Annotated in this window: 21 protein-coding genes; 9 read left to right on the top strand and 12 right to left on the bottom strand. The window is 64.2% G+C overall.

Translation table 11 applies throughout. From position 1 onward, the window contains the following. Positions 1-70: 70 nt before the first annotated feature. Both ACV1FX_RS00320 and ACV1FX_RS00315 read left to right on the top strand, forming a co-directional pair. Positions 71-616: a response regulator gene (locus ACV1FX_RS00320; protein ID WP_473115537.1), complete on the top strand. Its 546-nt coding sequence runs from the start codon at positions 71-73 to the stop codon at positions 614-616. Between the two features lie 30 nt (positions 617-646). Continuing rightward, complete coding sequence (locus tag ACV1FX_RS00315) at positions 647-1225, top strand: Hpt domain-containing protein (RefSeq protein WP_473115536.1); 579 nt, start codon at positions 647-649, stop codon at positions 1223-1225. A gap of 122 nt (positions 1226-1347) precedes the next feature. Here ACV1FX_RS00315 and ACV1FX_RS00310 read toward each other — a convergent pair whose 3' ends face one another. From ACV1FX_RS00310 to folE, 4 genes are all read right to left on the bottom strand, one after another. After that, positions 1348-2523 carry a DUF2336 domain-containing protein gene (locus tag ACV1FX_RS00310; RefSeq protein WP_473115535.1) on the bottom strand — a complete coding sequence of 392 codons (1176 nt, stop codon included), beginning with the start codon at positions 2521-2523 and terminating at the stop codon, positions 1348-1350. A 146-nt stretch (positions 2524-2669) separates the two neighbouring features. After that, a complete protein-coding gene (locus tag ACV1FX_RS00305; protein WP_473115534.1) occupies positions 2670-3686 on the bottom strand; it encodes a lytic transglycosylase domain-containing protein in 1017 nt (338 codons plus the stop codon). Between the two features lie 188 nt (positions 3687-3874). Beyond that, a complete protein-coding gene (hisI, locus tag ACV1FX_RS00300; RefSeq protein WP_473115533.1) occupies positions 3875-4297 on the bottom strand; it encodes a phosphoribosyl-AMP cyclohydrolase in 423 nt (140 codons plus the stop codon). A 28-nt stretch (positions 4298-4325) separates the two neighbouring features. Then, entirely contained in the window at positions 4326-5015 is a 690-nt protein-coding gene (gene folE, locus ACV1FX_RS00295) for a GTP cyclohydrolase I FolE (RefSeq protein ID WP_473115532.1), read from the bottom strand. Positions 5016-5270: 255 nt separating this feature from the next. On the opposite strand from folE, the gene ACV1FX_RS00290 reads away from it, so the two are divergent. Beyond that, positions 5271-5723, top strand: a complete 453-nt coding sequence (locus tag ACV1FX_RS00290) for an iron-sulfur cluster assembly scaffold protein (RefSeq protein WP_473115531.1) — start codon at positions 5271-5273, stop codon at positions 5721-5723. Positions 5724-5863: 140 nt separating this feature from the next. On the opposite strand, the gene ACV1FX_RS00285 is transcribed toward ACV1FX_RS00290, so the two are convergent. After that, positions 5864-6757, bottom strand: a complete 894-nt coding sequence (locus ACV1FX_RS00285; RefSeq protein WP_473115530.1) for a COG3904 family protein — start codon at positions 6755-6757, stop codon at positions 5864-5866. Between the two features lie 228 nt (positions 6758-6985). Here ACV1FX_RS00285 and yidD point away from each other — a divergent pair, with 228 nt between their 5' ends. Both yidD and ACV1FX_RS00275 read left to right on the top strand, forming a co-directional pair. Continuing rightward, positions 6986-7324 carry a membrane protein insertion efficiency factor YidD gene (gene yidD / locus ACV1FX_RS00280; RefSeq protein WP_473115529.1) on the top strand — a complete coding sequence of 113 codons (339 nt, stop codon included), beginning with the start codon at positions 6986-6988 and terminating at the stop codon, positions 7322-7324. Positions 7325-7427: 103 nt separating this feature from the next. Continuing rightward, complete coding sequence (locus tag ACV1FX_RS00275; protein ID WP_473115528.1) at positions 7428-7598, top strand: hypothetical protein; 171 nt, start codon at positions 7428-7430, stop codon at positions 7596-7598. Between the two features lie 67 nt (positions 7599-7665). Here ACV1FX_RS00275 and ACV1FX_RS00270 read toward each other — a convergent pair whose 3' ends face one another. Then, complete coding sequence (locus ACV1FX_RS00270; RefSeq protein WP_473115527.1) at positions 7666-8880, bottom strand: hypothetical protein; 1215 nt, start codon at positions 8878-8880, stop codon at positions 7666-7668. A 2-nt stretch (positions 8881-8882) separates the two neighbouring features. Continuing rightward, positions 8883-10250: an APC family permease gene (locus tag ACV1FX_RS00265; RefSeq protein ID WP_473115526.1), complete on the bottom strand. Its 1368-nt coding sequence runs from the start codon at positions 10248-10250 to the stop codon at positions 8883-8885. Between the two features lie 311 nt (positions 10251-10561). Between ACV1FX_RS00265 and ACV1FX_RS00260 the strand changes: the two genes are divergently transcribed. Then, positions 10562-11905 carry an alpha/beta hydrolase gene (locus ACV1FX_RS00260; RefSeq protein ID WP_473115525.1) on the top strand — a complete coding sequence of 448 codons (1344 nt, stop codon included), beginning with the start codon at positions 10562-10564 and terminating at the stop codon, positions 11903-11905. A gap of 33 nt (positions 11906-11938) precedes the next feature. Here the strand turns inward: ACV1FX_RS00260 and ACV1FX_RS00255 are convergent, their stop codons facing one another. The 3 genes from ACV1FX_RS00255 to ACV1FX_RS00245 form a co-directional block, all read right to left on the bottom strand. Further along, positions 11939-12334 carry a hypothetical protein gene (locus tag ACV1FX_RS00255; protein WP_473115524.1) on the bottom strand — a complete coding sequence of 132 codons (396 nt, stop codon included), beginning with the start codon at positions 12332-12334 and terminating at the stop codon, positions 11939-11941. A gap of 104 nt (positions 12335-12438) precedes the next feature. Continuing rightward, positions 12439-13617 (bottom strand): MFS transporter, encoded by a 1179-nt coding sequence (locus ACV1FX_RS00250; protein ID WP_473115523.1) that lies wholly within the window; start codon positions 13615-13617, stop codon positions 12439-12441. Between the two features lie 49 nt (positions 13618-13666). Then, complete coding sequence (locus tag ACV1FX_RS00245) at positions 13667-15016, bottom strand: COG3904 family protein (RefSeq protein ID WP_473115522.1); 1350 nt, start codon at positions 15014-15016, stop codon at positions 13667-13669. Positions 15017-15241: 225 nt separating this feature from the next. Between ACV1FX_RS00245 and thrS the strand changes: the two genes are divergently transcribed. The 3 genes from thrS to ACV1FX_RS00230 all read left to right on the top strand — a co-directional run bounded on the left by thrS (position 15242) and on the right by ACV1FX_RS00230 (position 19347). Next, positions 15242-17284 carry a threonine--tRNA ligase gene (gene thrS, locus ACV1FX_RS00240; protein WP_473115521.1) on the top strand — a complete coding sequence of 681 codons (2043 nt, stop codon included), beginning with the start codon at positions 15242-15244 and terminating at the stop codon, positions 17282-17284. Between the two features lie 98 nt (positions 17285-17382). Next, positions 17383-17946, top strand: coding sequence for a nitroreductase family protein (locus ACV1FX_RS00235; protein WP_473115520.1), 564 nt, complete (start codon positions 17383-17385; stop codon positions 17944-17946). 126 nt (positions 17947-18072) lie between these two features. Then, on the top strand, positions 18073-19347 hold the full coding sequence (locus ACV1FX_RS00230; protein ID WP_473115519.1) for a serine hydrolase domain-containing protein: 1275 nt from the start codon (positions 18073-18075) through the stop codon (positions 19345-19347). On the opposite strand, the gene ACV1FX_RS00225 is transcribed toward ACV1FX_RS00230, so the two are convergent. Together ACV1FX_RS00225 and ACV1FX_RS00220 are read right to left on the bottom strand one after the other, a co-directional pair. Then, positions 19333-21795, bottom strand: a complete 2463-nt coding sequence (locus ACV1FX_RS00225; protein WP_473115518.1) for a putative bifunctional diguanylate cyclase/phosphodiesterase — start codon at positions 21793-21795, stop codon at positions 19333-19335. The two genes, ACV1FX_RS00230 and ACV1FX_RS00225, sit on opposite strands and share 15 nt — an antisense overlap. A gap of 1013 nt (positions 21796-22808) precedes the next feature. Then, complete coding sequence (locus ACV1FX_RS00220; RefSeq protein WP_027525651.1) at positions 22809-23003, bottom strand: hypothetical protein; 195 nt, start codon at positions 23001-23003, stop codon at positions 22809-22811. Between the last annotated feature and the right edge of the window lie 144 nt (positions 23004-23147).

Raw genomic sequence — 23147 nt, 5'->3', positions numbered from 1 at the left:
AGGAGGCAACGCTTCGTTAACCCCGGACGCGATATGGTTAACGAAGTTTGACCGCTTCGGCCTGGGCGTCATGTTCCGCATCGATTTCAACAAGCTGCGCTTCCTCGTCTGCGACGACAATCCGCACATGCGCCGCATCCTGCGGACGCTGCTGCACTCGTTCGGCGCGCGCGAGGTCTATGAGGCCGAAGACGGCGCCACGGCACTTGAAATGTACAGCCACTACGTGCCCGATATCGTCATCACCGACTGGGCGATGCCGATCTTCGACGGGCTCGAGCTGGCGCAGATGATCCGGCAGCCGGAATCCAAGGGCAATCCCTACGCGCCGATCATCATGTTGACGGGTCACTCCGAAAAACGCCGCGTCACCGTGGCGCGCGACGCCGGCGTCACGGAATTCCTGGCCAAGCCGATCTCGGCCAAGGGACTTTACCAGCGCATCATGAACGTGGTCGCCAATCCCCGGCCCTTCATCAAGACAAAGACCTATTTCGGGCCCGATCGCCGCCGCAACACCAGCTCCGCCTATATGGGCCCCGAGCGTCGCGTCGGTGAAAAGCACGAGGTGCTGCAGCAGCCCTCGCTGCTCGACAAAGCGCGGTCTTCCATCTAGCGAGCGCCCTCAACCACCGAGGCAGGCATCATGGCCAGAAACAGCCCCAGAGACATCGAGGTCAAGGCCTTCGCCACCCACCACGTGATCACGCAGCCCAATCCGCTGCGCAAGGTGCTGCGCCGGGTCGAGGCGAAGGACATGGACGATCCGGTCGGTCGCGCCGAGCAGGCGCTCGCCGGACTCTCCTGCGAGTTCAAGAACTGGATGGCGACCGAGGCCGGACGACTGGCTGCAGCCTACGCGGCTGTGCAGAAAGACGGCTTCACCAAGGAGGCGCGCGACGAGCTGTTTCGTGCAGCCCACGACATCAAGGGCGACGCCGCGACGTTCGGCTATCCGTCTGCCGCGGTCATCGCCGAAAGCCTGTGCCGCGTGATCGAGCATGCGCCCGATCTCGCCAAGGTGCCGAGCGAGCTCTTCTCGCACCACATCAACGCTATCCAGGCCATCGTGCACGAAAACACCAGGCTCGACAGCATCTCCGTCGGCAGCGAGCTCAGCCGCCGCCTGCGCAAGGTTGCCGACGAATATCTTGCCCACATCAACCGCGACCGCCCCGAGCACCTCGAAGCAGTCCTGGCGCCGAGCATCGTGCCGGGGGAATAGCGTTGCCAGGTTGAAGGTGCCGTAGGGTAGGCAAAGGCGCTCTTGCGCCGTGCCACCTTCTTGCCGCCACTGCAACAGAAGTGGTGGGCACGCTTCGCTTTGCGCACCCTACGGTGTCCGGGCTACGCCGCGATCAAATCGTCGTACGCAACTGCGGGCCCCTCCTCTGCGAGGAGGTCGTCGCAGAACAGGCGCGCCTCCTCGCGCGCCGACTCGGTCGCGAAGCGGCGCAACAGGATGAGCAGCGGCTCGGTGGCGCCGCGATCGGTCTCGCAATGGGTGAGCACACGCTCGACCATGCGCCTGCGCAGCCGCGCAGCGCCATCCTGGGTGTCGACAAAGCCGTTCTCGTGGCAGGCTTCGAGCGCGACCTGGAAGGCCGCGAAGGTCGATTCCGGAAAACCTGCCCGGCGCAGCAGCGCATGCAGGCTGGCACCGCCGCGATCGTGCAGCAGCGCTGCGACGCGCGCCGGCGGCAGCTCCGACAATTCCGCAAGCGCGGCGTTGAACAATTCGAGATTGCCCGACAACAGCGCGCGCAGGATCAGGCCCGCTGTTAGCTGGCCGGTCGCGCGCAGGTGAAGCACGAGGCCCTGCATGTCCTCGCCGCGCGAGCGCGCCGCGATGTTGACGGTGGAGCGGTCGCGCGCCTCGATCGCGATGCGCTCGGCGCGATCGGCACTCAGCCAGTTGCGGGCGATCACGAACTGGGCCAGCGTCTCGGAGAGCTTTGCGACGAGTGCGGCACGCGTGGCCGCCGGCAGATCATCGAGCACCAGGAGCGCCTCGCGGATCGCGGCGAGATGGCCGTGACGCTCGACGATACGATCCCAGGAGAACTGCGCAAGCTCGGCGTAGGGATTTTCGATCAGCTCGAGCGCTGCCGCCGCGCAGCCGACTTCGGCGATTGCGGCACAGACCGACACCGGCAGCGCAATGCGGCGGGCGACGGCGCATTGCACCTCGCAATTGCCGGTCGCGACGATGTCGACGAGGTCGGCATCGATCAGGAGCGGCGAATGTTCGAGCACGGGAAGCGCGACGGACGGCTGGTCGGTCGATAGCGCCTGGACGATGGCCGCCGGCGCCTCGGTCGAGCGCGCAAAGGCTTCCGCCATGGCCTGGCGAACCAGTGGCGAGGGATCGTCGAGCAGCATCAACAGCGCGCCTTCCGCCGCGACGCGATCATCGTGAGAAAGGTCTGAAATCAACCAGGCACGGGCCAACGCCCGCGTTGCCTCTGCCCGCTCACCAGCAGACGCAGTCCTGATCCAATTGATGAACTGCCGAACGATCATTGTGCTTCCGGCCTACGCAACCAAACGAAACGGTGACACCCGTCACCCGCAAGACAAAATAAACCACGACGCTTAACAAAGCGTTCACCATAACTGACTGGTATTGTTGACGTTTTGTTAAGGGCTGCAAATTTTGCAGCGCGAGCCTAGCTCGAGAAGGTGCCGCTGCGGTCGCTGAAGAGGTCGAGCGGCTGCGGCGCGCGAACCTCGGGCGTCGCATTCGTAACCGAGGTGAGCGAGGCGTTATTGCCCCACAATTTCTGCACGGTGGCCGAAACCGGCTGCGTGCTGTCACCGGGCTGATAGATCGAGCGAAACACCGGCGTGCTCGGCGAATTGTCCGCCACCGTCGTCGCCGAGGTCGCGCTGCTCGGTGTCGCCACGCGCGTGTCCGGGAAGGTCTGCAGATAGGCGGCGCTGTTGATCAGAGGCGTTGGCTGTACGCCGTTCGCGCTCGCGACCTGCGTCGTCGACGGCGTGTCGCCGTACATGGCGATCGCGCTGCGAGTCGCTTTCGAGCTCGCGGCGCCGGCGTAACGCGAATCCAGCACCGAGTAGACCTCGGAGACGCTGCGCGCGCGGCCGTCTTTCGCATAGAAGATCGAACGGTTGGTCGCGGCGGCATTAGGGAATAGCCGAGCGCCCACGGCTTGCGGATTGTCCTCGGCGTTGGCGATCAGCTTGGCCGCACCGCCGACGCCCATGAAATGCGCCATATAGAGCTCGCTGTCGCTCGGACGGCGGCCGAGCAGGCCCGTGAGCTTGAAGCTGTTCGACTGCGTCAGCACGGCGGCCATGCTCGATGCGGCCTCGGGATCATCGCGCAGCTTCATGATCGAGCTGCGCATGGTCGGGTCGGTGACCGTGTAACTGCCGGAGGAAGTCCTGGTGATGGCGTCGGCGTAGCTGCCGTAGCCGAGCTGGGTCCCCGCCTCCTTCACGGTGCCGAGCCAGGTCTGGTCGATGAACTGATAGAGCCCGTGCGCAGACGAGGTGGTCGCACCCGCGGTCGGATTGAAATCCGATTCCATCTTCGCGGTGGTCAGCATGTATTCGAAGCTGACGCCGGTGAGATTGGAGGCCTGCTTGATGGCGCCGGTCACACGCGCCCGCGACGGATCGATCCCCGCCGTCGTCGTGGCACTTGAGTTGTCGACCGACATATTGGGCAGCCCGCTCCGCGCGGCGTTGATGACGCCGGCAATTCGGCGCCATGTCGTCTCACGGTGGGACAGTTATGGTTAATGCCAGGTTAATTCGCACCCCCGTCGTGCCGGGGCGTCGCGCAGCGACGACCCCGGAATCTCGAGCTTCTGGGCTCGGCTCTTCGACCGCCCCGGAATGACGGAGACTATTTCTTATAGACCGCACCAGGATCGAACAGCCGCTCGGCCTCGACGAAGACGAGCTTCGCGCCTCCGCCATCGGCCTCGACTTTGCGGTAGAAGCACGACCGGCGGCCGGTGTGGCAGGCCGCGCCGACCTGCTCGACGCGGATCCAGACCGCATCCTGGTCGCAATCGGTACGCATCTCGACGACGCGCTGGGTCTGACCTGACGTCTCACCCTTTCGCCATAACGCATTGCGCGAGCGGCTAAAGTACCAGGCTTCACCCGTCGCGATGGTCTTGCGCAGCGCCTCGTCATTCATGTGGGCGACCATCAGCACGTCGCCGGTCGCAGCATCCGTCGCGACGCAGGTGACGAGGCCGGCGGCGTCGAATTTGGGCTGGAAGCTCAGCCCCTCCTCGATGTCGTGGGAGTGTGTGGACACGGGACTCCTCGCAAATTCTTCGCGAGGGTCAGCGCTGTGAGCCTCGCACCAGGGACAGGAAGCGGGCCTGCTCCGCCGGATTGTCGCGGAACATGCCGGTGAAACGGCTGGTGAACGTCATCGCGCCATGCTTGGCGACACCGCGCACCGACATGCAGGTATGCTCGGCCTCGACCAACACGGCAACGCCGCGAGGCTTCAGGACCTCGTCGATCGCGGCCGCGATCTGCGCGGTCAGGTGTTCCTGGGTCTGGAGCCTGCGTGCGAAGATGTCGGTCAGGCGCGCGAGCTTGGACAGGCCCACCACCCGCTCGACCGGTGTATAGGCGATATGTGCCTTGCCGTAGAACGGCATCATGTGGTGCTCGCACTGCGAGGTGAACTCGATGTCACGCACCAGCACGAAGTCGTCATAGCCGGCGGTCTCGCCGAAGGTGCGGTCCAGCACCTCGGCCGGGCACTGGTGGTAGCCCTGATAGAGTTCGTCAAAGGCCTCGACCACGCGGCGCGGCGTGTCGAGCAGGCCCTCGCGCTCGGTGTTCTCGCCGATATAGGCGAGCAGCGTCTTCACCGCCTGCTCGGCCTCGGCACGCGCCGGGCGCGGCTGGTCGGCACGGACGGCGGCCGCGAGAAATTCAGCAGGATCAAGCTCGGCGGGGCGATCGACCTGCTTGTCGGAAGGCTTGCTGGGTCGGATGGGTTTGATCAACGCGTCCATGTCAACTCCGTTCGACGGCCTTGCGGCCGGAGTGTCACCGGCAGACGGGGCGGTCGAGCCGCCGGACGCCTGAGAGAACAACCAGATTTGGCGATCAACCGCCGCGCGCCGATGTCGGATGCGAGGTGCTCGACCACCGCCGACGAGGCCACCGGGCTGTTTTTCCGCCAGTTCCAACCCTATATAGGACCGAGGACGGCGGCCGCCAAGGCCGATCCCGACGGAAGCCGCCCGGAAGGTCTCGGACTCCATCACATGCTGAACGACATCTATAACAAGCGGATCATCGAACTGGCCGGGAATATCCCCCGTCTGGGTCGCCTCTCCGATCCCGATGCCAGCGCCACCGCCCATTCGAAGCTCTGCGGCTCGACCGTGAAGGTCGATCTTAAGATGAGTGGCGACACCGTCACCGACTTCGCGCATGACGTGAAGGCCTGCGCACTCGGACAGGCCTCTTCATCCATCATGGCAAGTCATGTGGTCGGCTCGACTGCGAGCGAACTCCGTGAGTTACGCGAAACCGTTCGCAAGATGCTGAAAGAAAACGGCGCGCCGCCGGACGGAAAATGGGCCGAGATCAAGTTCCTCGAGCCGGTCCGCGACTACAAGGCGCGCCATGCGTCGACGCTGCTCACCTTCGATGCCGTCGTCGACGCCATCGGCCAGATCGAAGCGAAGACGAAACAGCCGGCCGCGACAGGTTAGGTCGACGTCAACGTCGTTCCGGGGCGCGCGCCAGTGCGAACCCGGAATCTCGCCCTCCAGCGTCTGGGTTCCCCAACGCGCAATTGCGCATAGGGCTTCGTCGCCCCGGGACGGCGCGGAGTGACCATCAATATCAGAGGCTATTTCTGAGATGCCGCCACCGGCGCCGCGCCGGTCGGGACCGCGGCTTCCGCCGTCCTGGTCGACTTGGCCGTCAGTTCCGGACCCGCCGCAAAGCGGTCCTGCGCCTTCGGCGTCGCGTCAGCCATCGCAGGGGCCGAGACATCGACGTGCGGCAGCACGTCCGAAGCCACGTCCGTCGTCACCACATTGGTGAGTTTGAGCTCGGCCGCATCCAATTCGTGCAGGTCTTCCCACGGCGGCACATTCAGCGCGAGCGACAGCAAGTCGCCAGCGCCCCCCATATCGAAGGTGTATTTGGCGAGCCGGCCGATATCGCGCTCGACGATCATCAGATCCTGCGCGCTGTAGCTCGCGGCACGCGCGTCGTCGGCACGGTCGCCCATCCAGATCTGATGCACGCGGACATGGGCCGCTTCCGGCACGTATCGCGTCTTGCCGGCCAGCAACAGAAACACGCACATGGACTCGCAATAGGCCTCGGGCGCGACTGCTGCACGCCCGCCCTGCCCGGCGCGGTTCTGCACGCTGACGCCGACAGTGGTCAAAAGGCCGAGGTTGCGGAAGCGCCGCCCGAGCGTGATCGCATCGTTGACTGAACCACCACTGGAGTCGAGCACCACGGTTGCCCCGCCAAGCTGACGTCCGCGGGCAAAATCCTCAAAGTCCTTCGGCGTATCGGCCGTGATGATTCCGACGGCGCTGACCCAGCCGCGGCAGTTCGGCTCGCATGCAACCCAGTTGAATTTCATTGGCAGCTTGCGCTCTTCGAGCGTACCGCCGGCATGTGCGGAAGAGCTGAAGGTCGCGACTGCGCCCGTCAGCGCAACGCAACATGCAGCGGTTCCCACAAGCAACCAGCCGCGAAGGTCAAGCGACTTCAGAAGTCTCAACGTGGTTCCTTCCCCAAGCCTCAAAAGCGATCAGGCAAGCCCCATGCAACGTGCGACTCTGTATTACACAGGCGTCACAAAAAATGTATCCGGGGGATTACAGATCGTCCATAGCTACTTGCTGCACTGCCCTCTAAAAGCATGCAAAATATGGCATCAGCGCAACGGCTTGCTGTTCCCTGCGCTGGAACCGCGCAACACCTCGCACAGCTTCACGGCAAGACGCACATGAAGCGTTCAGCGTCAGAACAGGATCGCACCATCGTCGCATCGTTGCTGCGGCTGCCGCGCATCGTCGGGCGCGGCCTGATCTGGCTGTACCGACACACGCTGTCCCCGCTGGTCGGCTACAATTGTCGCCACCTGCCGACATGCTCGGTCTATGGCGATGAGGCGATCGAGCGTTTCGGACTCTGGGCCGGTGGCTGGATGACGCTAGCGCGTCTGTTGCGCTGCCACCCGTTCGGAACGTCAGGCATCGACAACGTACCCCTGACCGCCCCGCAAGGCGCACGCTGGTATCTGCCCTGGCGCTACGGACGCTGGCGCGGCGTCAACGCACCCTGACTTTGCTGCGCCGCTTCCAAGCGCGCCATGCAGCTCTGACTTGCATGGAACCGCGGATACCACGATCGCGTTGTTGTGATGCTCCCATTGGGAGGAAACAACAATGCGCTGGAAAATCAGCCCCCACGGTCACGACGGCAGGACCATTGACCTGCTCGCTATCGTAGCACTGCTCACTCTCGTCCTCGGCTCCGGCTGGTACCTGGCGACGAGCTTCGCAACTCCACCAAGCACGACCGCCTTCATCGTTCCCAGCCAGAGCGTGCACTGGTAGTGAAAGCGTGATCCGGAAAAGCGTGAAGCGCTTTTCCGAATAACCTGAAGCGCGATGTCATCGCGCTTTAGCGAAACCAGAAGAAGCGTCCGGGCGGCGGCGGGATCGGCTCAGGTGGACGCGGCCGCTTCGCACGAACCGGCTTGGGCGGCGGTTCGGCCGACGAGGTGGTTTCGGCCGGCACGTCCTCGCTTCCCGGAACCTTCACCGACAACAGCAAATTCGATTCATTCATGCGCCAGCGATAGCCGATGCCGAAATCGATCGGCTCGGCGCGCGAGAAGAGCTCGGCATAGCGCTCCTGATACCGGCCGGGAAATTCCGCAATCGGGCCGAGGTAGCGCCCAAACGGGAAGAACCGCCATTGCCGCGCATTGTAGTTCGCAAGCGGAATGCCGGAATCGTCCTGGATGATGGTGGCGCTGTTGGCGAGCAGCCAGTCGCGCACCGTCGTGAAGTTACCGGCATGCAGGAGATATGACGCGCTCTTGAGCAGGCTGTTGCCGGGGCCCAGCGTCTCGCAGAACTTCAAAAAACCGGCCGCGCGCGCGCTGGAATTGGAGAGGTCAGTCGAGAAGTAATACAGCGTCCGCACCTCGCCATCGCTGCCGACGAAGGTGATGCGCACGCCGTGGGTGGCGTTCGGTCCAGCGTTTTCGCCCGCCACATGCAGCCCGCCCTTGTCATCGATCGAGAGCATCTCGACGTTGCGGATGGTCTTCCCCGAACGCGCCAGGAAGACGTAGAGGATCGGCAAGGTGCCGCTGACCACGTTGGCGTGCAGGTCGACCTTCATATGCTTGGTGATGAAGAAGCTGAAGCTGAGGATCGAGCCGAGCGAGCGTTCGACATTGTAGAGCGCGGGCGCGATCGCGCCGCGCGGCACGCGTGTCAGGTCGGGAACGTTGCCGACCGGCTCGAGCGCGCCAAGGACGTAGGTGCTTGCCTTGGAATAGAACGCGTCGGCATAGAGGAAATCCGGCCCCGAGAACATGTAGAACATGGTCGGCCGGGGCGCAGCCAGATTGACCCCCGACCAGGCTCGGATTCTGGAAAGCTGCCGCTGCTCAAGCTGGGCGAAAGCACCATCGAAGAACTTTGCGTGGCGCTGCCAGAACGGATCCTTGGTCAGCGCCACAAGCGGAGACTCCGCGGAGGGCTGCATGCCCGCAAGGAAGCGCGCCGTGTCGTCGGCCGTGACGGCGCCGGTCGCATGCGCGGGGGCCACCACCGCGAACAACAAGGTGAAGGCGACGGCCGCAATCTTGATGGGTCGAAACATACCTATTCGCGATTGTGTGAGGTGGCAGCGGCGTCCGGCCGCCTGCGGAAAATGGCGTAGATCAAAAGGCCCGAGAGCATGATCAGCATGCTCGACAGCGACTGAACCGGCCGCTCGGTCAGCAGATAGTACATCATGAAGGCGGTCACGAGCAGGAAAACCATCGGGGTGACCGGGTACCCCCAGGCGCGATAGGGCCGCGGCAAAGCGGGATCCGTGAAGCGCAGCTTGATCACCCCGAGCACGGTGAAGAATGAGCAGAACAACAGCGCGAACTGGATGAAGTCCAGCACCGCCTCGAAGCTGCGCGTGAAGAGCAGAAGGTTGGCCACCGCAAGCTGGAACAGGATCGCATAGGCCGGCGCGCCGCTCGTCGATTTCCTGGAGAACACGCGGAGCGCCGGAATGTCCTCGCCCATCGTCATCATGACGCGCGGACCGATCCACATCATCGCGCTGATGGATGAGATCAGGCCGACGCAGATCATGGTGCCGACGATGCGGCCACCGAGGTCGCCGAAGATGGCGGCGCCGCTGATGCTCGCGACCTCGAGCTGGCCGGCGAGCTTGTCGATCGGGGTTGCGTAGAGAAAGACCGCGTTCAGCGCCACATAGAGCACCATCACGATCAGCGTGCCCGCGAGCAGCGCGCGCGGCAGGCTCTGCTGCGGCATGTGCAGTTCGCCAATGATGTAGGTCGCCGCGTTCCAGCCGGAGAAGGAGTACATCACGAAGACGAGCCCGATCGCGAAAGGTGCACTGGTGATGTGACCGAAGTCACCCGACGCAGGCATGAACGACACCGGCTGCCTCACCCCGATCGCAAAGCCCGCAGCCAGGAAAGCCACGATCAGAATGACTTTCAGGACCGTCGAGACGAGCTGGAAGGTCGAGGAGTGTTTCACCCCGGTGAGCTGCACGATCGACACCAGCCACACCACGCCGATGGCGAGCGGGATCGGCGGCAACGCTGGAATGACCGACTTCGCATATTGGCCGAACGCCATCGCCGCGAGTGCGACCGGGGCGGCAAAGCCGACGGTCGCCGAGACCCAGCCGGCGAGAAAACCGAATGCGGGATGATAGGCGCGGCCGAGAAAATTGTACTCGCCGCTCGAGCGCGGGAACATCGCCCCGAGTTCGCTGTAAGAGAATACGCCGCACAGCGCGACGATGCCGCCGACCGTCCACAACAGCAGGATCGAGAAGCCGGATGGGATGTCCTTGACCTGGAAGCCGAGGCTCGTGAATACCCCGACGCCGACCATGTCGGCGACGACGATCGCGGTCGCCACGAGGACGGAAACGCCGGACCTGCTACCGAGACGCCGGCCTGTCCACGCCGCGCTTCCCGCATCTGATGCCGTCATCGCCGTCCTTAGCTGAGGCCTCGGCCTCTCCCAAGCATCGCGCAGATTGATCCAGTCAATTCAAGCAGGGTTAACAAGGGCTAAATGAGGCAGGCGGAAAGCATCTCAGCACCACAGACGCATCTTTCCGGCCGATAAACCTGCTGCTTCGCTCCGAAAGCCGCCCCCCCTCCCCACATTCGCGACACGATTCCGTGGTCATTTTGAGCGTTCCGGATGTGGGGAGTTTTCTCCGGAAGCTTAACGTCGCCTAAACACCAGTCGGCTCAATTAGCTCAAGATGGCCGATTGCCTTTGGGGTTAGTGGGTGGATGGTCGGGGCCGATCCGAGAGTCGAAACAGCCACGCGTGCTGATCGGGCGAGATCGCCCGTCATGCATTGTCGCGCGTTTCGACTCGCCTGCCGGGTCGGCCTCGCCTCCGTCCTGGTGCCGCTCTCGCTGACACTAATTCAATGCGGCAAGGCGCCCAACCCGGCGATGCTGGCGGCGAACTCCCAGGCGACCTCCCAAGCCAATACCCAGATCGTCGCCAAGACCAGCACGCAAGTCGCAAGCAGCGACACGTTCGAGGACCGCTTTCCCGCCCCGCAATTCAATGAGCGCTTCCCCACCGCAAGCGAAAGCTTCCTGCAACGGCAGATGTCGGACTTCTCGCCGAAACGCGCGGTGCAATCGGCGGAGCCTGCCCCCTACAAGATCGCCTCGCTCGAGCCGCAGGTGCCTTATCAACGTCCGCAACGCGACGATCTGACCACGCTCGTCAGCATGAAATCGTCCGCCTTCCCCTATTTCGGTAACAATCCCGCCTCCGACGCGCCCTTCCTCAACATCTCCAAAGGCGATCGCCGCGGCCATCGCAGCTATTCGGGGCGCGTGTTCTGGCAGGACGAAACCTACAATGACAGCCGCGTGCTCGTGCACGTGCCCGAGCATTTCGACGTGCGCAAGCCCGGCGTGATCGTAGTGTTCTTCCACGGCAACGGCGCGACGCTGGAACGCGACGTGCGCGACCGGCAATTGGTGCCGCAGCAGATCTCCGACTCCGGCGCCAACGCCGTGCTGCTTGCCCCGCAGATGGCTGTCGATGCCGCCGATTCCAGCGCCGGCAAGTTCTGGCAGCCCGGCGGGCTCAAGCGCTTCATGGAGGAATCGAGCCAGCAACTGGCCCGCCTCTACGGCGATCCGAACAGCGCGCGCACCTTCGCCAATATGCCGATCGTCATCGTGGGCTATAGCGGCGGTTTCCTGCCGACCGCCTGGAGCCTCGAGGTCGGCGGCATCAGCGACCGCGTTCGCGGCGTCGTGCTGCTCGACGCGGTCTATGGCGAACTCGACAAGTTCGCATCCTGGATCGAGAGCCACCGCTCCGGCTTCTTCGTCAGCTCCTATACCCACTACACTGCGCGGCGCGATCGCGAGCTGATGAGCATGCTCCGACAAAAGGGCATCAGCGTCTCGGAAGACATGGACGGCCCCTTGCGTCCCGGCAGCGTGGTGTTCGTCGAGACCGGCGACGGCATCAGGCATCGCGACTACGTGACCCGCGCCTGGACGCAGAATCCGCTCAAGGACGTGCTGGTCAAGATGTCGGCGACACCGTCGCTGGCGCTGACGCGTGTCGCCGCGGGTGCGCCGTCCTCATCGAGCCGCTAGTTGCGGATCGATGCGCTCCTCCGATAGGGGCAATCAGTTCTTGGGCAGCTTCGGAATGCTTTCCGCAAAGCCGTTGAAGCAGGCCAGGCGCTCGTCCTCTTCCTTGAGGAAGCGGCAGTCGGCGACGCCCTTCGCCTTTGCGGGCTTCGGCTTCGGCGCCGGCGGGATCACTCCGTCGTAGCAGTTGAGCCGGTCCTTGGTGCCGTCGTCGAGGTCGAGACAGGCCTGCAGCCTGACCGCCGTGGACTGCGGCTTGCCCTTGGGCGCAGCCGCCTCGGGTTTGCCTTTGGCTGCCGCCTCTTTGGTGCCCTTGCTGGCCCCCTTGGGCTTGACCTGCACCAGCGGCTTGTCGCCAACCATCGGCGTGTCGGTTTGCGCGAAAGCGGCGGCCGAATACAGCACCGCGACAAGCGCCAGGATCATCCTCATCTTAGTCAGCTCTCGTTGGTCCCCCACCCTCGCCTTCTAGCGCCCTCCTGCGCGGTTTGCCAAGCGCCCGCTGAGGGGAAAAGCCGGATATGATGGGGTTTGCACTATGCCGCAACCGTCGCCACGGCCGGCCGGGGCCGGGTTAACCCGACAACGACAAGTGCGAGGACGACGAAGCCGGCCGCCACGAAGCCGATCGTGTGCAAGAGATCGCGCGCGAACAAGGCCCCGCCCGCTGCCGAGCCCACGGCCTGCCCGACATAGAGCACGGACGTATTGAGCGAAACGGTGGCCGGCGCCAGCGACGGCGCCGCGGTGACCAGGCGCACCTGCTGCATCGAGTTGGTTGAAGCAAAGCCGAGCCCCCAGACCGCAACCGAGAGCATCATCAGCGCAAAGTTGCCGGCGCCGAGCGCCCATCCGGCGATGCCCGCGAGCAACAGGCTCGTGAACAGAACCGAGGTCTTGTAGGGCCCCCAAGTGTCGACGACGCGCGTGGCAATGAGGAGGCCGAGGAAGCCGCAGACACCGTAGACGCCGAAGAGCAGACCGATCGCATCGGGACCGGCGTCCGTCAGCTTGTTCAGGAGCGGCCCCATGAAGGTGAAGATCACGAACTGCCCGGACATCTGCAGCATGGTGATCGCAAGCAGCAGCACGATGGTGCGATTGCGCCCGACTTCGCCCCAGGTCTTCAAATCGACCGGCGTCCCCTGCAGCCCCGCCGGCAGCCGCCACAGCAGCAGGAGGAAGCTGAGGCAGCCGAGCCCGCCGATCGCGCCATAGGATGCCCGCCAACCGTAGCGGCTGGCGATGAAAGTGATCAGCGGCAACCCAACGGCCGCGGCGATCGACCATCCGAGAAACACATAGGCGATCGTGCTGCCACGCTTTTCGACCGGCACGATAATCGCCGCAGTGCCTGCCGCCTGCGGTGTATAAAGCGCGCCGATCGCGAGCATCACCAGGCGAATGGCGAGCAGGCTCGCATAGTCGGGTGCAAGGGCCGAGCCGATATTGCCGACGGCGAGCAGCGCCAGCGTTGCAGTGAGCAGCATGCGCCGCTCGATGCGGCTGGTCAGCCATGCCGTCAGCGGCGAGCCGATGCAGAGCGTGATGGCGCCAAAGGTGATCAGGAGGCCCGCGGCGCGGATGCTGATGTCGAGTCCTGAGGACAACTCGGGGAGCATCCCGGCAGGCGCCAGCACCGAGGAGCCGGTGACGACATTTCCAAGCATCAGGGCGGTCGGCGCGAAGCGGCAGGCGGCGGGATCGGATTTCATGCAGGTGCATGTAGGCAGCATCGGCATGGCGCGGAAGGGCCAACCATATCTATTTCGCCAGATCCACGATGTCGCCACGCGCACCGGCCGTATTCACCTTTGCCGGTGCGCAGGTCGCGAGCAGCCGGTCGAGTGCAGCCGCCAGCCCTTCGTTCGAGAGCCGGCTGGTGCGGGAAGGCCCGACGCCATCCGGCCCCTGCTCCGCCTCCGTGAAGTCGAAGTGTGGCGCATCCGAGAGGGAAAGCAGCGTGGCCTTCCTGAATTGCGTGCCCCAGAACTCAAATCCCTGCAGCTTGACGGGATTGGAGATGAGCGCGAGCGAATTTGCGTTTCCCAATGCCACGCGAACCGAGGCAGGGCTGGCCGCGGACGCAGCCGGACGCCGGAACTCCAGCGCGAAACGATCGAGGTCGAAGCATGTCAGGCGCCAGGCAATCAGCCGAAAGGATTTGTCGACGTCATTCCGCTCGGCAACGATCTTCTGCACCATGCTTCGCGTGCCGAACTCGAACAGCCATGGCGTCTCGACATGCCCGCGCCGATCGATGCCGAACCGTGCGATCTCATCGCGCGTCAGCACGTGCATGTCCTCATATCTCACGGAGTCGGCGAGTCTGAGCAGGCCGAGGTCGACACCCATTCTTGTGAAGTAGCTCGTCAGCAACTGATCGGCGCGGTCGAGACCGCGCCTGGTGGCAGCCGCGCGCATCTCCGGTGTCGGCGCTTCGACACGGAAGAGAGTGACGACCTTCGGTGAGTGCACGCCGAGCACGGCATCCGGCGCGATCTCCCGCGTCCCGGCTCCCAGCATCACATAAGGACAGGCCGAGGCACAAACCACGCCGCGGGTGGAGAGGTTGCCGCGCAGCTCCCGTCCCGAAGCCTTCAGCTTCAGGCAGACATCGCTGTCCTGAGCCTCGAAGCCGCACTCCTCCGCCACCGTGCGCCCGACCCGCGCCACTGCATTCCGCTCCCGGAGCATGGCGCCCATCGCCACGGCCTGATCCAGATTGCCACCGGGCGAGGAAAAATAGATCGGCAGGGCGCGATCGAGGACCTTCTGCAGGAACTTGCGAAACCGCGGTGCGGCGCCGGCGTCGATCGTGCCCTCTGCCGCGATCCAGCGGTCGCAACCGTTGCCGCAGGCGTCGGGGCTTCCTTTGGCGACATAGAACGTGATCGGCCGTTGCGAGGTCGGCGACTTCTTTGGCGGAATTTGCGGCACCGGGTGTGCCGGCAACGGCGGACCTGGCTGCGGCGTCAGAGGAGCCTGCGAAACCCGGCCCGCGACCGGCGCGGCCCAGGCAGGACTGGACGCCGGCCCGCCGACCATTGTCAGAAACGTGACGAGGACAATGCGGGCGCCATCCCTGAGGCAAGTCGATCCAACGAACGTCACGAAGCAACCAACCCCAAAACCGCCAGTCCATCCCCGATGCGCCCATGAAACAACAACCTGTGGAGGCATGCAACGTCCGTATCGCGTCTGGCTTCGGGCTTCGAAACGGGATGTTTGCGCGTAATTTCCTCGTTTTGCCCGATTGCGCAGGCCGAATCGCCTGATATACCGCTCGTTCCCGCTTACCTGCGCTCGTTCGCAGGAGTGAGCTTCAGGAGAAATACCATGTCCGACGACCACAAGTCCGAATCCGGCTTCCAGTACAGCCTCAGCAATTTGAAGCCCGTGACCCCAGCCGCCAAGATTACCCTCACCTTCCCCGACGGCGCCAAGCGACAATTCGACAAGAGCGTTACCGGCCTCGACATCGCCAAGGGCATATCGCCCTCGCTCGCCAAGCGTACGGTGGCGATGGCGCTCGACGGCGCGCTCGCCGATCTCAATGATCCCATCGAGTCCGACGCCAGGATCGAGTTCGTGGGCCGCGACGAGCCGCGCGCGCTGGAGTTGATTAGGCATGACGCCGCACACGTGCTGGCGGAAGCCGTGCAAGCGCTGTGGCCGGGCACCCAGGTCACCATCGGTCCGGTGATCGAGAACGGCTTCTATTACGATTTCTTCCGCAACGAGCCGTTCACCCCGGAAGATTTTGCCGCGATCGAGAAGAAGATGCGCGAGATCATCGCGCGCGACAAACCCTTCACCAAGGAAGTCTGGGATCGCGAGAAGACCAAGCAGGTGTTCCGCGACAAGGGGGAGGCCTTCAAGGTCGAGCTGGTCGACGCCATTCCCGGTAACGAGCCGATCAAGATCTATTTCCAGGGCGACTGGTTCGATCTGTGCCGCGGCCCGCACATGACTTCGACCGGCAAGATCGGCAACGCCTTCAAATTGATGAAGGTGGCGGGCGCCTATTGGCGCGGCGATTCCAACAACCCGATGCTGACCCGCATCTACGGTACCGCTTTCGCCAAGCAGGAGGATCTCGACGCTTACCTCAAGCAGATCGAGGAAGCCGAGAAGCGCGACCATCGCAAGCTCGGGCGCGAGCTCGACCTCTTCCACTTCCAGGAAGAAGGTCCTGGCGTTGTGTTCTGGCATCCCAAGGGCTGGACCATCTTCCAGCAGCTCATCGCCTATATGCGGCGACGCCTGACCGGCGACTACAGCGAGGTCAACGCTCCGCAGATCCTCGACAAGGTGCTGTGGGAGACCTCCGGCCATTGGGGCTGGTACCGCGAGAACATGTTTGCGGCACAGTCCGCCGGCGACGAGGCCGAGGACAAGCGGTGGTTTGCGCTCAAGCCGATGAACTGCCCCGGCCACGTGCAGATCTTCAAGCATGGCCTCAAGAGCTACCGCGACCTGCCCATGCGGCTCGCCGAGTTCGGCGTGGTGCATCGTTACGAGCCGTCGGGTGCCATGCACGGCCTGATGCGCGTGCGCGGCTTCACCCAGGACGATGCGCACATCTTCTGCACCGAGGAGCAGCTCGCCGACGAGTGCCTGAAGATCAACGACCTGATCCTGTCGACCTACGCGGATTTCGGCTTCACCGGCGACCTCACCGTGAAGCTGTCGACCCGCCCCGACAAGCGCGTCGGCACCGATGCGATGTGGGATCATGCCGAGCGCGTGATGGCGACTGTGCTGCGCGAGATCCAGTCGCAGAACAATCACATCAAGACCGAGATCAATCCCGGCGAAGGCGCCTTCTACGGGCCGAAGTTCGAATACGTGCTGCGCGATGCCATCGGCCGCGACTGGCAGTGCGGCACCACGCAGGTCGACTTCAACCTGCCGGAACGGTTCGGCGCGTTCTATATCGACCATGACGGCGGCAAGAAGCCGCCGGTGATGGTGCACCGTGCGATCTGCGGCTCGATGGAGCGCTACATCGGCATCCTGATCGAGCACTATGCCGGCAACTTCCCGCTCTGGCTCTCGCCGGTGCAGGTGGTGGTGACGACCATCACCTCGGAGGCCGACGAATACGTCAAGCAGGTTGTGGAACAGGCGCGGCGCGCGGGCCTGCGGGTCGAGATCGACCTTCGCAACGAGAAGATCAACTACAAGGTCCGCGAGCACTCGCTGGCAAAGATTCCGGCGCTGCTCGTTGTCGGCAAGAAGGAGGCCGAGACGCATTCGGTCTCCATTCGCCGGCTCGGCAGCGAGGGGCAGAAGGTCATGCCGACGGCGGAGGCGATCGCAGCCCTGCTCGACGAGGCGACCCCGCCGGACCTACAGCGCATGCGGGCAAAGGCCTGATCGTTGAAATCGGTCTAAACTCGCTTTTGGTTGCGGGCTTGCATGCCTATCTCGGGTAGGCATGCAAGCCCGACGACCAGCCGAAGAGGAAACTTTCCGTGCCCGACGCCATCGACCTTCTGAAGACCCGCCGCTCCGTCAAGCCGCGCGAGATGGCGGGGCCCGGCCCCTCGCCGTCCGAACTCGAGACGATCCTCACCATCGGCGCCCGAGTGCCGGATCACGGCAAGCTCGCGCCCTGGCGCTTCATCGTGTTCGAGGGCGAGGCCCGGATGCGTGCGGGCGAGGTGATCGCACGCGTGTTCGCGCGCAAGAATCCGGGCGCGCCGGCGGCCGACATCGAGGTCGAGCGGAAGCGGCTCACCGACGCGCCGCTCGTGATCGGGATCGTCAGCTTCACCAAGCCGCACCCGAAGGTGCCGGCCTGGGAGCAGGAATTGTCGGCCGGCGCCAGCGCCATGAACATCGTCACGGCCGCGACAGCGCTCGGCTACGGCGCGTGCTGGCTGACCGGCTGGTTCGCCTTCGACCGCGACGTGCTGGAAGGGCTCGGGCTGAAGCCGGACGAGAAACTCGCCGGCCTCGTGCACATCGGCAAGCCGACCAGGCCGAGCGAAGACCGCCCTCGCCCGGCGCTCTCGGAGATCGTGACGCGGTTCTAGTCGACTCCTCACCAGTTGACGGACCGCTCATCTTCCGGCTTTGATCCCGTTGCGTCGGCCGGGCAGGATCCGAAGTGACGCTTGCTCGCGCCCGTGCCGCCGCCTGACGCTGCGCGGGCTCATGCCATGACCACCACGCGACGAACATTCCTCGCCGGCGCTGCGCTGCTTGCCGGCACCGCCATGCGCAGCCGCGCCAACGATATCCCCGCGCCCGCGCCCGACCAGCTCGAGCGCATCACGGCTTTTTTCGACAACGAGGTCGCGGCCCGGCGGCTGCCTGGTGCGGTCATCCTGGTCCAGCAGCACAGCAAGCCGCTCTATCTGAAGACCTTTGGCGTGCGCGACGTCCGGACCGGCTCGCCCATGACGCCGGACACGATCTTCGCCATCCACTCCATGACGAAGCCGATCACGAGCCTGGGGGCGATGATGCTGATCGATGTCGGCAAGCTCGCGCTCGCCGATCCGGTCTCGAAATACATCCTGTCCTTCGCCGATACCAAGGTTGGGTTGGAGGTCACCAATCCCGACGGCACGCTTGCCCTCGAGATGGTGCCGCCCAATCGTCCCGTGACCGTCCAGGACCTGATGCGTCACACGTCCGGCATCAGCTACGACTATATCGGCGGCAAATGGGTCGAGCAGGCCTATCACAATGCGATGATCTTCGCCGGCCAGTTCGACAACCGCGAGTTCGCCGAGCGCATCGCGAGACTGCCGCTGGCACGCCAGCCCGGCACGCTCTGGCGCTACGGTCATTCCACCGACGTGCTCGGCCGCGTCATCGAGGTGATCTCGGGGCAGACGCTTTACGAATATCTCAAGCAGAACGTGCTCGATCCGCTCGGCATGACCAGCACCAAGTTCGTGCTGACGACGTCCGACGAGTTCAAGCGGATGGCTCGGCCACTGCCGAACGACACCATCCTGCTCGACGCCGAGCGCGACCGTCTCGCCCATCCCGAATGGGAATCCGGCGGCGGCGGCCTGCTTTCGACCCTCACAGACTATGGGCGCTTTGCCCAGATGCTGCTCAACGGCGGCGAGCTCGACGGCAAGCGTTATCTCAGCCCCGCCGCCTTCAAGGACATGACGACGGACCACATCGGGCCGGGCTCGGGCGTCGATCGCGACTATTTCTATTTCCCGGGCGACGGCTTCGGCTATGGCTACGGCTTGGCGGTGCGCACCGATCCGGGCGAAGCCAAGCCGCCGCCGCCGGGCTCGATCGGTGAACTGAAATGGGATTCCGGCAGCGGCACCTATTTCGGCGTCGATCCAAAGCTCGACATGATCTACGTCATGATGCAGCAGACCCAGAACGAGCGCGGCCGCATTACGCCGGCTTTCAAGGCCCTCGTCTATGACGCCTACCCTCCCGAGCTACGCCGCCCGTGAGGCGCGCTGTCCGAACGTCGTCAGCAACTGTTCGATCTCGCCGGCGGGGCGCGCCGCGCTGAACAGGAATCCCTGAACCTCGTTGCAGCCTTCCGCCCGCAGCCAGTCGAGCTGGTCCTCGGTCTCGACGCCTTCCGCCGTCGTCGTGATGTTGAGGCTGCGGCCAAGCCCCGAGATCGCGCGCACGATTGCCACGCAGTCGGGACGCTCTGCGAGATCCTTGACGAAGGACCGATCGATCTTGATCTTGTCGAAGGGGAAGCTGCGCAAGTAACTGAGGCTGGAATAACCGGTGCCGAAATCGTCCATGGAGATGCCGACACCGAGCTTACGGAGCTGGTGCAGCGTGGCGAGGTTCGCATCGGTCTCTGCCAGGAAGATCGACTCGGTGATCTCGAGCTCGAGCCGCTTCGGCGCCAGGCCCGATTGTGCCAGCGCCGAGATCACGACCTGAACCAGGTTGCGGCTGCGGAACTGCGCGGGCGACAGGTTGACCGCGACCTTGACGTCGCGCGGCCATTTCACCGCCTCGTAACACGCTTCACGCAACACCCATTCCCCGAGCTGGATGATCAGGCCGATGTCCTCGGCCACCGGGATGAACTCGGCCGGCGAGATCATGCCCTTGTCTGGGTGGCGCCAGCGCAACAGGGATTCGAAGCCCGAGATGCGGTCGGAGGCGATCGAGACCAGCGGCTGATAGTGCAGTTCGAATTCGCCATTGGCAAACGCGCGCCGCAGGTCAAGCTCCATGTCGCGGCGCCGCTGCGCCTGCAGATCCATCTCCTTCTCGAAGAAGCGCTGCACGCCGCCGCCGTCGGACTTGGCCCGGTAGAGCGCCATGTCAGCGTTGCGCATCAATTCCTCCGACGTCACGCCGTCGCCGGGCGACAGCGCTATGCCGATGCTGGCGCCGATCACCAGGTCCACGCCGTCGATGTCGTAAGGTGCGCTTAGCATCTCGATCAGCAGGCTCGCACAAGCGCTCGCCTCGTTCGGCGAAACGTCGGCTGCGAGGATCACGGCGAACTCGTCGCCGCCGAGGCGCGCAGCCAGGTTGGCGCCGCGGATGGCGATCGCAAGACGCTCGGCGACCTGTTTCAGCAGGCGGTCGCCCACGGGATGGCCAAAGGCATCGTTGATGGTCTTGAACAGGTCGAGATCGATGCTGAGAACGCCAACCCTCTTGTCTCCGGCCTGGTCTAGCGCCTGCTTGAGCCGATCCTGGAAATATTCCCGGTTCGCCAGATTTGTGAGCCCATCATGATGGGCCATGTAGGCGATGCGCGCCTCCGCCTTGCGCCGTTCGGTGATGTCCGCCACCGCGACCAGATAGCCGTCGTGACCTTCGAACGTGACGCGGCGGCCGAAGGTCAGGACCTCGATCTCGCCGCCGTCGGCGCGCAGGTGTCGCCAGCTCCGCGAGGAGTGACAGGTGTCGCCGACACGCTCCAGTGCCTCGGACTGGCTGTCCCATTCGTCCTGCGGCCAGATCTCCGGCAGGCTCATGCGTAGAAAGGCGTCCCGGTCGTAACCATAGTGCTGGACCGCGGCGTCGTTGACGCTCAGGAAGCGTTTCGTCTCGGCATCGAACACCCACATCGGCATCGGGTTGTTGTCGAACAGCAGGCGGAACGATGCGTCGCGGCGCTTCAGCGCGGTGACATCGGAGATCGTAAGCGACACGATGTCGGCAAAGGCGGTGGCGCTGAGGCGCAGATAGCGGCCATCGCTCTCGATTTCGCACTGCTCGCTGCGGCCGTTCGCGATCGCCGCGAGCAGGAGTTCCTCGACCTCCGGTGAGGCGAGCAGCGTGCCGCCCTCGCCGAGCCTGCGCCAGAGCAGGCTTGCACTTCCGACCTTCAGGAGCACGTCGGCGCTCTTGTTGTGATGAACGATCTGGAAGTCGAAGGCCCTCGCATCGGCATCACGCAATGCGGCGAGCGACACCACCGCATCGTCGGTTGCGGAGAAGATTGCATCGAGAAGATTGTATTGGGCGCCGCGCTCGTTGACATAGATGCCGATCAGCGTGGCACCCCAGCGCGAGGCAGTCGGCAGTGCCAGCACGTCGTACGTCCTGACCATGCCGTCGCGCACGCAATGCGCGTGCGAATGATGCGGGCGGCCGTTGTGAAGCGCATTCGCCGCGACCTCCGCCAGCGCGGTGGCGCAATCGGGTGCCAGCGCCGTCACGGGCACGTCCCAGCGCTCGTCGCCAAGCCATGTCTGCACGTAGCGTCCACTGCGCGACAGCTCGAGCGCCCCGTCATTGCGCAACAGCGCGATATGATCGGCGAGCCGCCCGAGGCTGCCGAGCATCACGTCCTCGTAGCGCGGCAACCGCTCGCCCGGCCGCAACGCGGCGTGCCATTTGCGCTGAAGCACCGGAATGTCGTCGAACATGTCGGCGGCCGGTTTGCCCGGCATCTTCTTGACGGCACTCATCGCATTCCCCACGCACTCTGCCGCGCATCCAAGGCGGAGGCACTTAATGGCGTGTAAAGGATTTTTTCGTGCTGCGCGCAAAGCGCGATTATGACAGTTTTAAATCAGACGATGGTTAGTGCGCGTTAGAGACTGTGACAGATTCGTTTCGCTCTCTTTGACTTGCGCCTGGACGAGGCTGGAGAGATGTTCCGCGTCCGCTTCCACGAGCACCGTCATTGCGCAATGACGGAGGATGGGCGACGACATCGCCGCTTCAATTCGCATTTTCATCTTCGGACACACGTTCGCATTCTCGCGGCGTTTCGCCCGAGCTTTTGCTCATCTCCTTCCCTCCATCGGAACGGAGGGCGCAGGGAAGACCGGGTGCCGGCTGGCACCCGCGGTCCGCTGCGCGCAGGTCAAACAAAAGAACTGCACAGCGGCATACAGGTTGAGCCGGAAACAACACCCGGCCTTCCCTGCGCAGTGGGCTTACGGCTTATGTCGTGCTCTCCTCGGGGAGCGATGCACTATTGCCCCCGTCGCCTTGCGGCTCAACGATGCGTGCGGCCCGGTCGAGCCCACCCGCATCACCGCAAGAACTTGACGCACAGACTCCGGGCGCCAGGACCACACGATTTTGCCGTACGCAAATAGCGTTGTCGTACCCGCGCGATGCCGCCGCTCACGGGGACTACCCGCCCTGCGACCGCTATTCGCGCCAACGCTGCCTGCGTCCACCGCCGCTCACCCCGCATACCGTGACGATCGCGATACGCCCCTCTGCGTGGGATGAGATGAGCCAAATGTACGATAAATCCGAATTCCGTCAATCGACATATTTGATCCCATGCGAATTGACCCAGCACTGGCGTGATTTGCCGGTCGGGCAACCCAAGAGATTGTGGATGCGTAGTGCCCACCAAGGTCTCTCGCCGGGCAAGCCAAGTTGATGGGTTACGCTGCACCAACCCACCCTACGAAGCTTCTGGCTGATCTGCCTGACGGGTCCCGCCTTGCCCGTCCGCCCGCTAGTCCTCGCTCGAGGCCGCCGACCGGTTGTTCAGATAGGCCTGGGACAGGAGGAAGAACAGCGCGCGTTCGCCCTGATACTTGGCTGCCGGTCGGGTGCGCTCGAAGCCATCGGCAAACAGCTTGCCTGACTGGTCGCAAACCTGCCACCGCCAGCCAAATCGCTTGCGCCTCGTTAGGACCACTTCGAACATGCCGACGGGCTACACCCCCTGCTCGTTGCCGGCCACGCGAGGCCAAGACAGAAACCTGCGCATCCGGACGGATGCCCGAGATATAACGCAGCAGAAGCGAAAGAGAACAAGATTGATTATCGGAATTGCGTCGCAGGTGCGGTG

Source organism: Bradyrhizobium ingae (assembly GCF_055791185.1).
This window is presented reverse-complemented; position numbering and strand designations above follow the sequence as displayed.

What these genes read in the sequence shown, in the direction of transcription:
- ACV1FX_RS00320 (WP_473115537.1), top strand. Translation starts at nt 71, where the DNA reads ATGTTCCGCATCGATTTCAACAAGCTGCGCTTCCTCGTCTGCGACGAC.
- ACV1FX_RS00220 (WP_027525651.1), bottom strand. Translation starts at nt 23,003, where the DNA reads ATGTTCGAAGTGGTCCTAACGAGGCGCAAGCGATTTGGCTGGCGGTGG.
- thrS (WP_473115521.1), top strand. Translation starts at nt 15,242, where the DNA reads ATGTCCGACGACCACAAGTCCGAATCCGGCTTCCAGTACAGCCTCAGC.
- ACV1FX_RS00230 (WP_473115519.1), top strand. Translation starts at nt 18,073, where the DNA reads ATGACCACCACGCGACGAACATTCCTCGCCGGCGCTGCGCTGCTTGCC.
- ACV1FX_RS00275 (WP_473115528.1), top strand. Translation starts at nt 7,428, where the DNA reads ATGCGCTGGAAAATCAGCCCCCACGGTCACGACGGCAGGACCATTGAC.
- ACV1FX_RS00315 (WP_473115536.1), top strand. Translation starts at nt 647, where the DNA reads ATGGCCAGAAACAGCCCCAGAGACATCGAGGTCAAGGCCTTCGCCACC.
- folE (WP_473115532.1), bottom strand. Translation starts at nt 5,015, where the DNA reads ATGGACGCGTTGATCAAACCCATCCGACCCAGCAAGCCTTCCGACAAG.
- ACV1FX_RS00290 (WP_473115531.1), top strand. Translation starts at nt 5,271, where the DNA reads ATGCTGAACGACATCTATAACAAGCGGATCATCGAACTGGCCGGGAAT.
- ACV1FX_RS00250 (WP_473115523.1), bottom strand. Translation starts at nt 13,617, where the DNA reads ATGAAATCCGATCCCGCCGCCTGCCGCTTCGCGCCGACCGCCCTGATG.
- ACV1FX_RS00255 (WP_473115524.1), bottom strand. Translation starts at nt 12,334, where the DNA reads ATGAGGATGATCCTGGCGCTTGTCGCGGTGCTGTATTCGGCCGCCGCT.
- ACV1FX_RS00305 (WP_473115534.1), bottom strand. Translation starts at nt 3,686, where the DNA reads ATGTCGGTCGACAACTCAAGTGCCACGACGACGGCGGGGATCGATCCG.
- ACV1FX_RS00225 (WP_473115518.1), bottom strand. Translation starts at nt 21,795, where the DNA reads ATGAGTGCCGTCAAGAAGATGCCGGGCAAACCGGCCGCCGACATGTTC.
- yidD (WP_473115529.1), top strand. Translation starts at nt 6,986, where the DNA reads ATGAAGCGTTCAGCGTCAGAACAGGATCGCACCATCGTCGCATCGTTG.
- ACV1FX_RS00265 (WP_473115526.1), bottom strand. Translation starts at nt 10,250, where the DNA reads ATGACGGCATCAGATGCGGGAAGCGCGGCGTGGACAGGCCGGCGTCTC.
- ACV1FX_RS00260 (WP_473115525.1), top strand. Translation starts at nt 10,562, where the DNA reads ATGGTCGGGGCCGATCCGAGAGTCGAAACAGCCACGCGTGCTGATCGG.
- ACV1FX_RS00310 (WP_473115535.1), bottom strand. Translation starts at nt 2,523, where the DNA reads ATGATCGTTCGGCAGTTCATCAATTGGATCAGGACTGCGTCTGCTGGT.
- ACV1FX_RS00270 (WP_473115527.1), bottom strand. Translation starts at nt 8,880, where the DNA reads ATGTTTCGACCCATCAAGATTGCGGCCGTCGCCTTCACCTTGTTGTTC.